The sequence below is a fragment of the uncultured Roseibium sp. genome (assembly GCF_947494555.1).
Classification (GTDB): Bacteria; Pseudomonadota; Alphaproteobacteria; order Rhizobiales; family Stappiaceae; genus Roseibium.
Map to the genome: position 1 here is coordinate 460408 of NZ_CANLVF010000005.1, position 15040 is coordinate 475447.

General features: G+C 57.9%; 13 protein-coding genes. 3 read left to right on the forward strand and 10 right to left on the reverse strand.

What is annotated here, in order from left to right; all coding sequences use genetic code 11:
• Window positions 1-9: 9 nt before the first annotated feature.
• Complete coding sequence (locus Q0915_RS24490; protein ID WP_299480278.1) at window positions 10-705, reverse strand: glycosyltransferase; 696 nt, start codon at window positions 703-705, stop codon at window positions 10-12.
• Between the two features lie 110 nt (window positions 706-815).
• Between Q0915_RS24490 and Q0915_RS24495 the strand changes: the two genes are divergently transcribed.
• Window positions 816-1949 carry a PA0069 family radical SAM protein gene (locus tag Q0915_RS24495; RefSeq protein WP_299480280.1) on the forward strand — a complete coding sequence of 378 codons (1134 nt, stop codon included), beginning with the start codon at window positions 816-818 and terminating at the stop codon, window positions 1947-1949.
• A gap of 45 nt (window positions 1950-1994) precedes the next feature.
• Window positions 1995-2651 (forward strand): ribonuclease HII, encoded by a 657-nt coding sequence (locus tag Q0915_RS24500; RefSeq protein ID WP_299480281.1) that lies wholly within the window; start codon window positions 1995-1997, stop codon window positions 2649-2651.
• Window positions 2652-4656: 2005 nt separating this feature from the next.
• On the opposite strand, the gene Q0915_RS24505 is transcribed toward Q0915_RS24500, so the two are convergent.
• The 9 genes from Q0915_RS24505 to Q0915_RS24545 form a co-directional block, all read right to left on the reverse strand.
• The gene (locus tag Q0915_RS24505) at window positions 4657-5844 is read right to left on the reverse strand and encodes a phytanoyl-CoA dioxygenase family protein (RefSeq protein ID WP_299480283.1); all 1188 of its coding nucleotides are present in this window, start codon (window positions 5842-5844) and stop codon (window positions 4657-4659) included.
• 191 nt (window positions 5845-6035) lie between these two features.
• Window positions 6036-6515: a F0F1 ATP synthase subunit B gene (locus tag Q0915_RS24510; protein WP_299480285.1), complete on the reverse strand. Its 480-nt coding sequence runs from the start codon at window positions 6513-6515 to the stop codon at window positions 6036-6038.
• Between the two features lie 10 nt (window positions 6516-6525).
• A complete protein-coding gene (locus tag Q0915_RS24515) occupies window positions 6526-7077 on the reverse strand; it encodes a F0F1 ATP synthase subunit B (RefSeq protein WP_299480287.1) in 552 nt (183 codons plus the stop codon).
• Window positions 7078-7159: 82 nt separating this feature from the next.
• The gene (locus tag Q0915_RS24520) at window positions 7160-7384 is read right to left on the reverse strand and encodes a F0F1 ATP synthase subunit C (RefSeq protein WP_055111220.1); all 225 of its coding nucleotides are present in this window, start codon (window positions 7382-7384) and stop codon (window positions 7160-7162) included.
• 70 nt (window positions 7385-7454) lie between these two features.
• Window positions 7455-8204 (reverse strand): F0F1 ATP synthase subunit A, encoded by a 750-nt coding sequence (locus Q0915_RS24525; RefSeq protein WP_299480289.1) that lies wholly within the window; start codon window positions 8202-8204, stop codon window positions 7455-7457.
• Window positions 8205-8258: 54 nt separating this feature from the next.
• Window positions 8259-8645: an AtpZ/AtpI family protein gene (locus Q0915_RS24530; protein ID WP_299480291.1), complete on the reverse strand. Its 387-nt coding sequence runs from the start codon at window positions 8643-8645 to the stop codon at window positions 8259-8261.
• Window positions 8646-8856: 211 nt separating this feature from the next.
• The gene (gene smc, locus Q0915_RS24535) at window positions 8857-12315 is read right to left on the reverse strand and encodes a chromosome segregation protein SMC (protein WP_299480293.1); all 3459 of its coding nucleotides are present in this window, start codon (window positions 12313-12315) and stop codon (window positions 8857-8859) included.
• 87 nt (window positions 12316-12402) lie between these two features.
• A complete protein-coding gene (locus Q0915_RS24540) occupies window positions 12403-13038 on the reverse strand; it encodes a DsbA family protein (protein ID WP_299480295.1) in 636 nt (211 codons plus the stop codon).
• Window positions 13039-13230: 192 nt separating this feature from the next.
• Window positions 13231-13758 (reverse strand): DciA family protein, encoded by a 528-nt coding sequence (locus tag Q0915_RS24545; protein WP_299480297.1) that lies wholly within the window; start codon window positions 13756-13758, stop codon window positions 13231-13233.
• 206 nt (window positions 13759-13964) lie between these two features.
• Between Q0915_RS24545 and mutY the strand changes: the two genes are divergently transcribed.
• The gene (mutY, locus tag Q0915_RS24550; protein ID WP_299480299.1) at window positions 13965-15032 is read left to right on the forward strand and encodes an A/G-specific adenine glycosylase; all 1068 of its coding nucleotides are present in this window, start codon (window positions 13965-13967) and stop codon (window positions 15030-15032) included.
• Window positions 15033-15040 lie beyond the last annotated feature (8 nt).

A 15040-nucleotide genomic window follows, 5' to 3' on the forward strand; every position in this document is an offset into this window, starting at 1 on the left:
TATGCGTGCCTAGCCGTGCAGCTTGACGGCGACACTCGCCGGGATGCGCAGCGTGCCGACGCAAAACCGGGCAAGAGCCTGGCGGAAACGCGAAACAGCGCCGTCGCCTTCCGCTTCTCCCGATGTGACTGCTGCTGCGCGCAGGAAGACGATCCTGCTTCGGCCTATCCGCTTGGCGATGTCGAGATCCTCGAGTTCCGGCAATGGCCGGTGCCCGCCCAGTTTCTGATAAAACTGCCGCGATATCAAAAGACCCTGATTGCCATAAGGCATTCCCAGCAATTGGGAACGAAGCGCGGCAATGGATTCGCTTATACGGGCGCTCAAACCGAAAGCTTCGTATCTGAGCCGGAAACTTGCGGCGGTCCTGCTACCGTTGGGTGCCCGGCCCGCCCGCTCGATGAACGCCTGGGCTTCATGGTGCCAGCCGTTTTCCAGCAATGTTTCCGGGCGCAGGAACAAAAGCCAGTCACCACGCCGCGACAGTCCGGCACCATAGGCCAGGCGCTCGCTGCGCGACATGGATTTGCAACTGACCCACTGACAACCGGCGGCATCTGCAACGCGCTCGGTGCCGTCACTTGAGCCGCCATCCACAACAATGACTTCGCGTATGACGCCTTCGGCAGCAGCTGTCACCAGGGACGAAAGTGCGTGCACAAGCTCGGTCTCTGAATTCTTTGTCGGTACTATGACACTGATCATGGTGCAGTCTTTTACATCAAAAATTCGCAAGTGCGAAATATGCGGGTTGTAATACGTGATTTTTGAGCTAATGTTCCTGATATGTTCTCAAACCACATCGATATGTTTTCATGAGTTCCGTGCTACACTCCGAGGTTGATTTGACGCTGGAAGACCCTACGGATTCTGCCGCTTCAAGGCTTCCCGGCGACAGGCGCAGAGGCCGGGCAGCGGCAACAAATGCATCCGGCCGCTTCGAGCCGGTGTCACGGGAAAGTTTCGACGACGGCTGGGAAACGCTCGACGACCTCCCGCCTCTCAAAACAGAGGTACAGGAAGAGCGCGCACGAACGATTATCACCCGCAACGACTCGCCAGATCTCTCCTTTGACCGCTCGATCAATCCATACCGGGGTTGTGAACACGGTTGTATCTATTGTTTCGCCCGGCCCACGCACGCTTACATGGGCTTGTCGCCGGGCCTGGACTTCGAGACCAGACTGTTTGCAAAGCCCAATGCGGCAGCGTTGCTGGAGCGTGAATTGTCCAGACCCGGCTATACGCCGCGTGTGATCGCCATCGGCACCAATACCGACCCCTATCAGCCCCTGGAAAAGAGCTACCATCTCATGCGCGAGATTCTGGAGGTCATGGATAGCTGTTCGCACCCGGTTGCCATCGTTACGAAATCATCTCTCGTAACCCGCGATATCGACATCCTTTCCAGGCTGGCAGAACGCAATCTGGTCAAGGTAGCGCTCTCGGTCACAACGCTCGACAGAAAGCTCGCACGAGCGATGGAGCCCCGCGCTTCAGCTCCTCACAAGCGGCTCGGTGCGATCCGGTTGCTTTCGGAAGCAGGTGTTCCTGCAACGGTCATGATGGCACCGATTATTCCTGCCCTGACCGACAGCGAAATCGAATCCGTGCTCGAAGCGGCTGCTGAGCACGGTGCGACAGAAGCAAGTTTCGTGCTTCTGCGCCTGCCGCTGGAAGTTTCAGAACTCTTCCGCGATTGGCTGTTGCGGGAGAGGCCTGACCGATACCGCCACGTGATGAGCCTCATTCGCTCCATGCGCGGCGGCAAGGACTACGATGCCAGGTGGGGCGAACGTATGCGAGGCCGCGGTCCCTACGCGGACCAGATCGCCAAGCGCTTTTCGCTCGCGGCCAAACGCCTCGGGCTCAATCTGAGACGGAAGAAACTCAACATTGCCGACTTCGTCCAGCCGCAAAAAGGTGGTGTGCAACTGGATCTCTTTTAGGATTCCAGCTTGCGGCGGACACTCCCAACCGGCAGCTTCCTACTGATGACACGCACCCCATCGCTCTTTGATCTGCCATTCCCGGACAGTCCGGACCTTACAACCGAACGCCGGCATGCCAGCACTTACGGCGGCAGACTTTGCGGTGTTGATGAAGCCGGACGCGGTCCGTGGGCGGGGCCGGTCGTGACAGCTGCGGTCGTGCTGGATTATGACAACGTTCCCGAAGGCCTTGACGATTCCAAGAAGCTGAGCGAAGCGAAACGTGAAGAGCTGTTTGAACAGATCGTTTCAAGTGCCCTGGTCAGTGTCGCAAGCGCTTCGCCTGCATCAATCGACCGGCTGAACATCCGCGCGGCGACACTTGCTGCCATGGTGCGCGCGGTGAATGGTCTCGCTGTCACTCCACGCTACGTGCTCGTCGACGGACGCGATGTTCCGCCAGGCTTGACCCGACCCGGACAGGCCTTGGTCAAAGGCGACGGACGCTGTCTCTGCATTGCAGCTGCCTCCATCGTCGCCAAGGTTACGCGGGATCGGATGATGGTGCGTCTGGAACATTATGTTCCCGGCTACGGTTTCGACCAGCACAAGGGATATGGCGTCCCCCGGCACCAGGCAGCATTGAACGAACTCGGCCCTTCCCCGCACCACCGGATGAGTTTCAAGCCCGTGAGACTTGCGGCTCACAAGGGCGAGTAATCTTTGCGTGCTGCACCACTTACCGTACCTGCGAAGAGAGAGGTCCAGTACACACAAACTGGCAACGAGAATACTGGATCCCGGTCTTGATGCTACGCAACAAACCGGGAGGACAAAGGTTGTTTGGGCCGAAGTAAACCAGTTGCATTGCGCTTAGACATATCTGAGGGGTGACAATGCCAACCGCCCTCCATGAGAATTAAAGTAATCCACCCATGGATGGTTCAATGGGTCCGGTTACATAGGACGAGCGAAACACACCAGCACCGCAACTTGTCATCCCTGCGAAGGCAGGGATCCAGTACCCAAAAACTCCTGCCGTGAGTACTGGATCCCGGCCTTGATGCTGCGCATCAAACCGGGAAGACAATCGCTGTTTCCACGGGAGTAAGCCGGTTGCATTGCGCCTGCACATATCGGAGGGGTGACAATGCCAACCACCTGGCCAGAGGGTTAATATAGTCCACTCCTGGACGGATCAATGGGTTCGGTTACACAGGACGAGCGAAACACACCAGCACCCGCAACTTGTCATCCCTGCGACGGCAGGGATCCAGTAGACACATACTCGCGCCGTGGATACTGGATCCCGGTCTTGACGCTGCGCATCAAACCGGGAAGACAACAGCTGTTTCCATGGGAGTAAGCCGGTTGCATTGCGCTCGCACATATCGGAGGGGTGACAATGCCAACCACCTGGCCGGAGGGTTAAAATAGTCCACTCCTGGACGGATCAATGGGTTCGGTTACACAGGACGAGCAAAAACACCAGCATCCACCGCTTGTCATCCCTGCGACGGCAGGGATCCATTAGACACATACTCGCACCGTGGATACTGGGTCCCGGCCTTGATGCTGCGCATCAAACCGGGAAGACAATCGCTGTTTCCACGGGAGTAAGCCGGTTGCATTGCGCCTGCACATATCGGAGGGGTGACAATGCCAACCACCTGGCCAGAGGGTTAATATAGTCCACTCCTGGACGGATCAATGGGTTCGGTTACACAGGACGAGCGAAACACACCAGCACCCGCAACTTGTCATCCCTGCGACGGCAGGGATCCAGTAGACACATACTCGCACCGTGGATACTGGGTCCCGGTCTTGATGCCGCGCATCAAACCGGGATGACAACAGCTGTTTCCATGGGAGTAAGCCGGTTGCATTGCGCTCGCACATATCGGAGGGGTGACAATGCCAACCACCTGGCCAGAGGGCTAAAATAGTCCACGTCTGGATGGTTCAATGGGTCCGGTTACACAGGACGAGCGAAACACACCAGCCTCCACCGCTTGTCATCCCTGCGACGGCAGGGATCCAGTAGACACATACTCGCACCGTGGATACTGGGTCCCGGTCTTGATGCCGCGCATCAAACCGGGATGACAACAGCTGTTTCCATGGGAGTAAGCCGGTTGCATTGCGCTCGCACATATCGGAGGGGTGACAATGCCAACCACCTGGCCAGAGGGTTAAAATAGTCCACTCCTGGACGGATCAATGGGTTCGGTTACACAGGACGAGCAAAAACACCAGCATCCACCGCTTGTCATCCCCGCGCAGGCAGGGATCCAGCACCCAAAAACTCCTGCCGTGAGTACTGGATCCCGGCCTTGATGCCGCGCATCAAACCGGGATGACAATCGCTGTTTCCATGGGAGTAAGCCGGTTGCATTGCGCTCGCACATATCGGAGGGGTGACAATGCCAACTACCTGGCCAGAGGGCTAAAATAGTCCACGTCTGGATGGTTCAATGGGTCCGGTTACACAGGACGAGCGAAACACACCAGCCTCCACCGCTTGTCATCCCTGCGACGGCAGGGATCCAGTACACGCAATCTCGTGCCGAGAATACTGGATCCCGGTCTTGATGCTGCGCATCAAACCGGGATGACAAGGGTTGTTCCGTATCAGTGAAACCAATTGGGTTGCCTAAAGGCATATCGAAAAGGTGACGCTATAGCTGCCTGTCTCGAGGACTGAATTGATCCGTTCCCGGATAGCTCAATGCGACCGCTTGCGCGTGGCCTGTTCCTTGACCTCCGACGCGAATTTCTCTGCCGGCCATGCTTCCGTTAGTGCCTGGCGCATGATGTCCTGCTGACTGGGTGGCGCCATCCCCGACAAAGGAGAATCGATGTCCAGATTTGCGGGAAAGGGATAGCCTTCCGCCGTTGCGGACACGACAGTGTCGATCTCACGCGCGCTGAGCCCTTCGTTCGCCTTGGCCGCGAGAAGCGCTGGATAGGCGGCAAGGGACATGCGCAAGCGATCCACAATCTCGATCGACCGTCCGTAGGCCGAGCCTATCTGAAGGAGGTTGGCAAACCGCTCAACGTTACTTGTCCGGTTCTCGCCTGCAGCGTGGAAAGTTGCGGGATTGAAAAACAGAAGGTCTCCCTTTTGCAAGGGCATCTGGACGTGGTGCTGTTCAAAATGGGCCCGGAATTCGGGCAGGAGCACAGCCTGATAACCTGGAAGATAACTTTGTGAAAACGGAAGAAGTTTTGTGGGTCCGGCCTCGACCGGCATGTCGCTGTGGGCGATACCGCCTTGAAGCGTCAAATGGCATGAGACGGCGTGCTGTGAAGCCGGATACGCCTGCATCAGCGCGGCGCCTTGAAAACCCATGTGGTAATCACGGTGGGCGACCTGGGCCTGGCCGCCCGGGTGGACGACATTGACCTGGCAGGTGATCTGGTAACCCGGTCCGAGCCAGGCTTCGCTCACCCGGCGTAAGAGATCATTTGCATTGTAGCGGATGAACAGCTCCGGATCGGCAACACAGAGCTTCTCATGCGCGTTCCAGATCCGAGTGTTTGCTCCGGCTGCAGCAAAGTGATCGCCCTGGCCGCTATCCTGCTCGGCCTCCTCTTTCATGATACGGTTCAAAACATCGGTCACCGCATCAAGGAGAGCGATGTCCGTGTAACCCTCGCGGATGACGATAATGCCGGGCCCGCTCGAAAAGGAGCGGTTCCATTCTGCCATTATGTCCCGCCAGGCGGCCTCGCCGGTATTGTTTTGTAAGAGCGCAGCGCCGTCATAGACCGGAATGTCGGATACAATATCGGCGGCAGCCGGATAATCCGCGCTCTCCGATTTCTGATCCAAGTGGCGCTTGAAATCTTCGATGGAGCAGGAGCTCTCATCAATCCAGACCGGTGCTGCGCGCTCCGTCTTGTCCAGCATGGCATCCTCCCAAATCACCAGCAGCAGCCTAGGCATTGCCGGTTTCGACATTTTCGTTCCGCGTTCCGCGAGACGTGTCTTTGTGTGATTGTGCCTATGGTTGCCGAAGTTCCGACAGCTGGCAACTCGTGGGGAAACAAAAAAAGCGGCCCATGGGCCGCTCTTTCAGTGTTCAATCCGACTGTCGCCAATCAGTTCAAGCGTTCTTTCACCTGGTCGATGCTCTTGGAAAGAATGTCGTCGGCAACCGTGTCCTTGACCTTGGCGGCAAGGATTTCCTCTGCCGCTGCAACAGCGATGTCCGCTGCCTTGGCCCGAACTTCAGCGATTGCCTGCGTTTCCGCCTGTGCGATCTTGACCTCGGCTGCCTTGGTGCGCCGCGCGATCATTTCTTCAAGCGCCTTGTTGGTTTCCACCGTCAGGCGTTCGGCCTCGGCATTCGCCTCGGCAATGATGGCTTCCGCTTCACCTTCAGCCTCGTGACGCTTGCGCTGGTATTCCGACAGCAATTCCTGGGCTTCTTCGCGCATCTTGCGCGCTTCTTCCAGTTCCTTGCGAATACCGTCGGCGCGGTTGTCGAGAGACGAACCAATTTTGCCCGGAACCTTGAGGTAGGCAATCAGGGCAAAGAAGAGAACAAGACCGATCAGGGCCCAAAATGTTGCATCCATGATCGTCTCCTCAGTCCATCGCCGACTTCAGCGCTTTGGTCAGGTCGGTTTTCGTCGGAGCCTTTCCAATCAGCTGCTCGACGAGCGCCGATGTGGTGTCTCCGGCGATATCGCCGATCTGCGACAAGGCCTCGGTCTTGATACCGGTGATCTGCGTTTCCGCAGCCTGCAGCTTCTCGTTCAGCTCTGCTTCCGCCTTTTCGCGGCGAGCTTCCTGTTCAGCTTTCAGCTTCGCACGTGTGTCATGCGCAATGCTGTGAGCCTTGTTGCGGGCTTCCGCCAGCGCCTGCTCGTAGGCTGCGATCGCCGCGTCGGTCTCGTCCTTCAGGCGGTTGGCCTCGGAAAGATCACCGGCGATGCGGTCCTTGCGGTCCTCAAGGATCCCTGCAATCCGCGGCATCGCCACGTTTTTCATGATCCAGTAGAAGACGCCGAAGGTGATGGCGAGCCACAGCAGCTGGGACGCAAAAGTGGTCGCGTCGAACGGTGGGAAGCCCACACCGTGCTCGGCGGCCGTGTCAGCGATCGCTGCATGGCTTTCAGTGGTCGTATCGCCTGCCATTTCCTGTCTCCTAAGTCCGGTCAGGCGGCGCTTTCAGTGCGCCGCCACCGGAGTCGCGTCGAATATCGCTGCGGGTGAGCGATTAAGCGAACAGGATGAGGAAGGCGATCAGAAGTGAGAAGATGCCCAGAGCTTCCGTCACGGCGAAGCCGAAGATCAGACGGCCGAACTGGCCATCAGCTGCAGACGGGTTGCGCAGAGCGCCAGCGAGGTAGTTACCGAAGATGGTGCCGAGGCCGATACCTGCACCGCCCATGCCGAGACATGCGATACCTGCACCGATGTATTTTGCTGCTTCTGCTTCCATGACACGTGCTCCTAGATGTGTTTGCAGATTGCTCACTTACGGCGCCACAGGCCGTGTGATTGGATTGCCCTTAGTGAGAAGGATGAAGGGCGTCGTTCAGATACATGCAGGTCAGAACGGCGAAGACGTAGGCCTGCAGGAATGCAACGAGGAATTCGAGCGCTGTCAGCGCGACCGTCATTGCAAGTGGAAGAACTGCACCGAAGATACCGACCGCACCCATCGCACCAAGGCTCACGACGAAACCGGAGAACACCTTCAAGGTGATGTGGCCAGCCAGCATGTTCGCAAACAGGCGAACGGAAAGGCTGATCGGACGGGAAAGAAACGAGATCACTTCGATCATGGTCACGAGCGGAATAAGCGCGCCTGGCACTCCGCTTGGGATGAACAGTTTGAGGAAGCTCATGCCGTGACGCAGGAAACCGTAGATAATCACTGTCAGAATCACCAGCATGGCCAGCGCGAACGTGACGATGATGTGGCTCGTTATGGTGAAGAAATACGGGAACATCCCGAAGAGGTTGGCGACCAGGATAAACATGAAAAGAGAGAAGACGAGCGGAAAGAACCGCATCCCGTCCGACCCGGTCGCGTCTCGTAACGTACTGGCTATGAACTCATACATCATCTCCGACACCGACTGAACCCGGCTCGGCACCAGGCCGCGACCGCTGGTCGAGAAAATCAGAAACGCGGAGGTCGCCGCCACGGTCAAGACCATGAACAGGGAAGAGTTGGTAAATGAGAAATCCATGCCTCCGACTTCAATCGGAAAGATCTTCTGGATCTGGAACTGTGAGATCGGATCGTTCGCCACCGGCCAGCCTTCTTCGCTCGTTCATAATCACAGCGCCCGGAGGCGCGACAAATTCTAGTCTGATCCGTCGTCTGGAGCATTCTTGTCGCGCCGCAGCCCGACTTGCGGCTGTTCGACCACACCGGCCGATCGCAACACATTCAGAACGCCCGCGGCAAACCCCAGCAGCAGGAAAATGATGAGCCCAAACGGCGTCGTTCCCAACCACTGATCGGCGACCCAACCAATCCCGGCCCCCACCAGAACGCCCGCGATGAATTCAGAAGACAGCTTCATCGCCTGCGCATAACCGGCAGAGTTGCTTTCCGATTTTCGGGCTGCCTTTTCATCGGCAACGCGTTGATCATCAAGCTTCCGGCTTAATTGAGCCCGCCGTTCCGACAGACCCGCTTGCGAAACATCTGTGTTCCGATCGTCATTTTGGTCGTTTTCCGAAGACATGTTCCTTTGTCCCCAGTGCGCCGACATGTCAGATCAATCAACAGGAGTGCCCCGTAAGCCGCGCGCACCATAGTCGGCGCCTCAGGCCGTGTCAAGGAGACTTGATTAATAATTATCTCATTGAAAACGCTTGCCTTTTTCGCCTTCAGATATTTTCGCGAGACCTAAGTTGTACGTGTGCTCGGCGGCGGCGGCGCCCGCAAGGGGGCGGTCAGCCGGTTTCCCGGAATCGCTCAGCCGTCTCAAGGTCGACCGAAACAAGCTGCGAAACACCTCTTTCAGCCATGGTGACCCCGAAAAGGCGGTTCATTCGCGCCATCGTGATCGGGTTATGCGTGATCACCACAAACCGGGTTTCCGTGCTTGCCGCCATTTCGTCGAGCAAATCGCAGTAGCGTTCGACGTTGGCATCGTCCAGCGGTGCATCCACCTCATCCAGCACGCAAATCGGTGCGGGATTGGTGAGGAAGACCGCAAAAATCAGGGACATTGCGGTCAAGGCCTGCTCGCCGCCGGACAGCAGCGTCATTGTCTGCGGCTTTTTGCCCGGCGGACGTGCAATGATTTCAAGCCCCGCATCAAGCGGATCGTCGGAATCGACAAGCTGCAGTTCGGCGGTTCCCCCGCCGAAAAGATGCGTGAACAGCCGCTGGAAGTGGCCGTTGACAACTTCAAACGAGGCAAGCAGCCGCTCACGTGCTTCGCGGTTGAGATTGGAGATGCCGGTCCGCAAACGGCGGATCGCCTCGATCAGGTCATCGCGTTCCGAAGTCAGCGTGGTTTTCTGCTCGTCGATTTCCTTCAGCTCTTCCTCTGCGCGAAGGTTCACACCACCGAGCCGTTCGCGCTCGGCCTTGAGGCGCTCCAGCTTGCGTTCCGTGGCAGCAGCGTCCGGAAGCGGCGCGCCCTCCTTCAGACCCGCTATGCCCGGCAATGCGGCAACCGTGACCTCCAGATCCTCGTCTATGCGGCGCTCAAGATTGCTTTTGCGCTCCTTGGCGGCTTCAAACCTTTCTTCGGCGCGGATCTTGTTTTCACGCGCGCTAGCCATCGCATCCATGGCCGCCTTTGCCGCCCGGTCCACCTCGGCAAGGTCAAGCTCGGCCTGCTGCAGCTGGTCATCCCGGCGTTTCTTTTCCTCTTCCGCCTTGGAAACGGCGGACAGGAGATCCCGGCGCTTGATTTCGATGTCTTCCGGCGCCTCGATCAATTCAGCCCGCTCTTCTTCCGCCTCTTCCCGGCGCTCCGTCAGCACTGTGACCTGCCGGGCGGCATTTGCGGCCCGCGACTTCCAGCCATCATATTCACGGGCAATCGCCTCGAGGCGCCGGTCACGCATCATCTGTTCGCGCGACAGGCCTTCAGAGATCGCACGCGCTTCGGCAAGCTCGGCCCGCGCGTCGGCGACACTCGTCTGGAGCTCTTCAATCATGTCCTGATAGTTGGAGCTTTCAGGTGCTTCCGCGAGGCGTTCCTCAGCTTCCACCATTTGTTCGCGCGCCAGTTCGGCCTCTTCGCCGAACCGTTCGGCGCGATCCTGCGCCGCTGCCTTTTTCGCAGCCAACTGTGAAACCGCGCGCTCTGCAGCGCTCAGCGCCTCACGGGCCGAGGCGGCGCTGCGCTGGCCATCCCTCACCTTGCCGCGCGCGGTCTGTTCCCATTCGACGGTCTTGCGCACGTCGGCGGCGGCAATTTCGAGTGCCTGCTGCTTGTCGACAAGATCGCGGCGCGCGGTTTCGATTTCGTCGCCCAGTTCCAACAGGCGGTTTTTTTGCGCCAGACGTTGAGCAGCCGGTGTCGGCGCATTTGCCGCGACGACAAACCCGTCCCACCGCCACAGGTCACCCTCTTTCGAGACGAGCCTCTGACCTGGCGCCAGCATATTGCGAAGGCCAGGGCCGTTGGCCTGTTCAACGACGCCAACCTGCCGCAACCGCCGTGTCAGTTCAGCGGGGGCAACGACAAACTCGGCAAGGGATCTAACGCCTGCCGGCAAACCGGAATCTGTATCATGCGGCAGAACCGGCCCCCATTTGACAGCGGCACTCTCGTCCAACGGTGCGTCCAAATCCTCGCCAAGCGCGGCTCCGAGCGCGGTTTCGTACCCTTGCTCGACCTGAAGCTTTTCAACAACAGGCGTGAAATCCTTGTCTGCCAGGGTGTTCAGAACCTGATCCAGGGTTCTTGCTTCCGTTTCAAGTCCTTGCAAGGCCTGCTGCGCTTCCGACAGTGGTACACGTGCGGTTTGCTCGGCGTCCCGTGCTGCACGCGTCGCCGTTTCCGCCTCCTCGGCGGCCGTTTCCGCCTCTAGAAGCGTTTCTTCGGCTAACTCCAAAGCCTCGCGGTTTTCAACGACGCCGTCATGTTCCGCCATCTGCGCGTCGAGCGCTTCAAGCGTCTGGTTTGCGTCCTGAACCTGAACCACAAGACGATCGGCACGCAGGCGCGCTTCCGCAACCGCCCGTTCGAACTGCCTGCGTTCGGCGCTTGCACGGGCTTCGGTTGCTGTGAGGTCGGCAAGTTTCGCTTCCAGCGTTCCAACGGTCTCTTCGGCCGAAGTTACCTTTTCGCGTGCTGCTTCCGTGCGTTCCTGCACTGTCTCGTTTTCTTCGAGAAGCTCTGCACGTTCTTCACTCAGGCGCTCCAGAACGTCGTCGTTTTCCGAGGCCATAGCCTGTTCACGCCGAATGTCCTCGGCAAGCTGCGCCAGGCGTCGTTCCAGATCCTGCAGACGTTCCTTGACCCGTCTTTCTTCCGCATCAAGTTCATTGCGCGCAATCACAAGCCGCTGCAAGGCGGCGGCTGCTTTTGCGGATTCATCACGCAGTTCAGGCAGCTTATGCGCTGCAATCGCCTGAATTCGGGCGCTTTCGGCCTGCAGGGCGGTCGCTTCATTGACCTCCTTCTGCGTCTCGTTGAATTGCTCTTGTGCCGCCACAAGAGCATCCCGCGATTCCGTCCAGCGGATGTAAAGGATGGAGGCTTCCGCAGCCCGGATTTCGGAAGAAAGGTTCCGGTAGCGCGAAGCCTGGCGGGACTGACGGCGAAGATTGTCCAGCTGCCCATCGATCTGAAGCAAGACGTCTTCCAGCCGTTCAAGGTTCTGTTCAGCAGCACGTAGGCGAATTTCCGCCTCGTGGCGGCGGGAGTGCAGACCGGAAATACCAGCAGCTTCTTCCAGGATCTGCCGCCGGGCCGTTGGTTTGGCTGCAATCAGCTCGCCGATCTGGCCCTGGCGAACCATTGCGGGAGAGCGCGCTCCGGTCGAGGCGTCGGCAAACAATAGCTGCACGTCTCGAGCGCGGACATCCTTGGCGTTGATCTTGTAGTTGGAGCCCTGCTCGCGCTCGATGCGCCGGCTGACTTCCAGCAGGTCGTCATCGTTGAAAGCTGACGGTGCCGTACGGTCCTGGTTCTCAAGGAAAAGGGCAACTTCAGCGGTGTTGCGCGCCGGACGGTTCAGGCTTCCGGAAAAGATCACATCATCCATACCGGATGCGCGCATATTCTTGTAGGAATTCTCGCCCATCACCCACCGCAGGGCTTCGACGAGATTGGATTTTCCGCAACCGTTGGGGCCGACGACACCCGTCAGCCCGTCACCGATGATGAATTCCATCGGTTCGACGAATGACTTGAAGCCCACAATGCGCAGTTTGGAAAATCTCATCGGCGCTCACTCCGTTGTTGGGCGAGCGCCGGCAAAGTCACGATAACAGCGAAGCACGCGTCTCCACCCGGCGATGAATGCGCCGGATCAGAGTTCCGCGTCGATAAGTGCTCCCATCTGTTCAATCGACATCGCCCCCGGGTGCCTTGCACCGTTGATGAAGAACGTCGGTGTCGAGTTCACGCCGAACTCGTTCGCCCCACGATCCCTCACTGCATTAACTGCGTCGAGCAATCCCTGGTTTGTCAAGCATTCCTCAAAGGACTCCTGTGTAAATCCGATCTGTTTGGAAAAGTCGAGCAAGGAATTGTAGGGATTGTCGGTAAATGCCCATGCCCGCTGGTTTTCGAACATGGTATCCACAATATCGAAGTAGCTTTCCGCAGGCGCACAGCGTGCCAGCATGAACGCGGCTGCCGAGACCGGATCAAGTGGAAATTCGCGGAATACAAAGCGAACCTTGCCCGTGTCGACATACTGCTCTTTCAGCGGCTTCCAGGTTTTGTTGTGGAAGTTTGCACAGTGGCCGCAGGTCATGGACGCATATTCAACGACCGTCACAGGTGCGTTTTCGTCTCCCAGGATCTTGTCGCCAAGCGGACCCGGCACCATCAGCTCGTCAACGTCAACGCTCTGTGCAAAAGCCGGAATACTGAAAGTGAGGCCGGTGGCTGCGGCTGCCAAGGCAGAGGCCTTGAGAAAGTGTCTGCGAGACTGGGTCACGAGAATCGTCCTGTCACTTGTTTTAAGCACAGCACCTGACGGTGCCGGTTCTATGGCATCATTTGCCTCTTGAGGCACGTGGCGTCAACAACGCTTATCAAATGTGGCAGGATAGAGGAGAACAGAAACCTTTGTTTCACGATGATGTTATTGCTTTGTTATCGCCGATTTCAAGCGTTTCGGCGCAAAAGATCAGGCAGCCCTGTCCGAGTTCTTGGCGATCACCTGCGCACCCAGTTTCTTCAGGGCTTCGCGAAGGCGATCATTCTGGACGCCCTCAAGGCGCTTCTCCAGTTTTTCCTCTTCCGACGCCGTGAGCGCTCGCAAAGGTTTGCGTTCGTCCACAGGTTTCGCGCGGACAGGCCGCTGCAAAATCTTGATGCGCCCGATCGCCGCCCAGCCGTAAAACGAATTAATCCTCTCGATCACCTGCATGCTGTCATGAGAAAGCATCAACGCTGTAGCACCGTCCGTATGGACGACAAGCGTTGCCGACTGCCTCGGAGCTTCCGGATCGTCCAGTACCACCTGCCTTGGCCAGATCAGTTTGTCGGGTTGAACGCGAGTGCCATACCGCTCACCAACGATATCCGCCCAGGCGGCGACAATGTCGACGGAGGCAAAACCGCGCTTCCGGCAAACAGGCGTCATTGCTCTGCCGACAAGGTCGGCCAGCAGTTTCGCCTCTTTGGGCTTGTTGGGCGCATTTGCCTTTGACACGTTGATGGCCTACCTCCTGATACGGTCTGCCGATAGGTGCCGATTAAAACCGGTTCTCACATTGAGATTTGATGTCGCAATAGAATACGACAAAAAGACGACGAATACTTACACATGCTCCACCAGCCACTCACATCTACCCAAGTTGTCCCCAGGCTTTCCAAGATTGCCACAATGAATTCATCGATGAGTACACGCCGGGTCTCATGACAACTGCTTCGCTCAGTCACACGTTGCTGAATTGGTACGACCGGCACGCGCGGAAACTGCCCTGGCGTGTTTCGCCGGAAGACGGCAAGTTGGGTGAAATCCCTGATCCGTATCGCGTCTGGCTGTCCGAGATCATGCTGCAGCAAACGACCGTTGCAGCGGTAAAAGACTATTTTCAGAATTTCACGACCGCATGGCCGACGGTTGAATGTCTTGCCGCCGCCGACGAAGAAGACGTCATGAAAGCCTGGGCGGGTCTGGGTTACTACTCACGCGCGCGGAACTTGAAGAAATGTGCCGATATAGTTGCGCAAGAGCACGCCGGAAAGTTTCCCGAAACCGAAGATGCTCTGCTCAAGCTTCCCGGCATCGGGCCGTATACGGCCGCCGCCATCGCGGCAATCGCTTTTGACCGGCCCGCCGCTGTGGTCGACGGCAACGTGGAACGGGTTCTTTCGCGCCTGAAAAAGATCGAAACACCTTTGCCTGACGCGAAACCTGAGATCAAGTCGGTCATGGCCGACCTGACGCCACAGGATCGCCCCGGGGATTTTGCACAAGCCGTGATGGATCTGGGCGCGACCATCTGCACCCCCAGGCGGCCCGCTTGCGGTCTTTGTCCCTGGATGAACGACTGCGAGGTTCAAAACTCAAACCTTGCGGAAACGCTACCCAGAAAAGCGCCGAAAAAGGAAAAACCGACACGATACGGTGCAGCCTTTGTCGCGGTTGACCGGAAGACAGGCGCTGTTCTGCTTCGCCGAAGACCGCCAAAAGGATTGCTTGGCGGTATGACGGAAGTTCCGGGCACAGACTGGTCCGAAACCTTCGATCCGGAAAGCGCCCTTGGCCACGTTCCCTTCCCTTGCGACTGGAAAATGAAACCGACTGAGGTGAAACACACATTCACCCATTTCCATCTGCGGCTTACAGTTTTTCGCGCAGACGCACACCACGCCGTCTTTTCGGAAGTCGATGGCGCCTGGTGGTCTCCAGCGCTGTCTTTGGATGAAGAAGCCCTGCCGACGGTGATGCGGAAGGTTCTGTCCGCGGCATTGAACTGAAAAGCTTT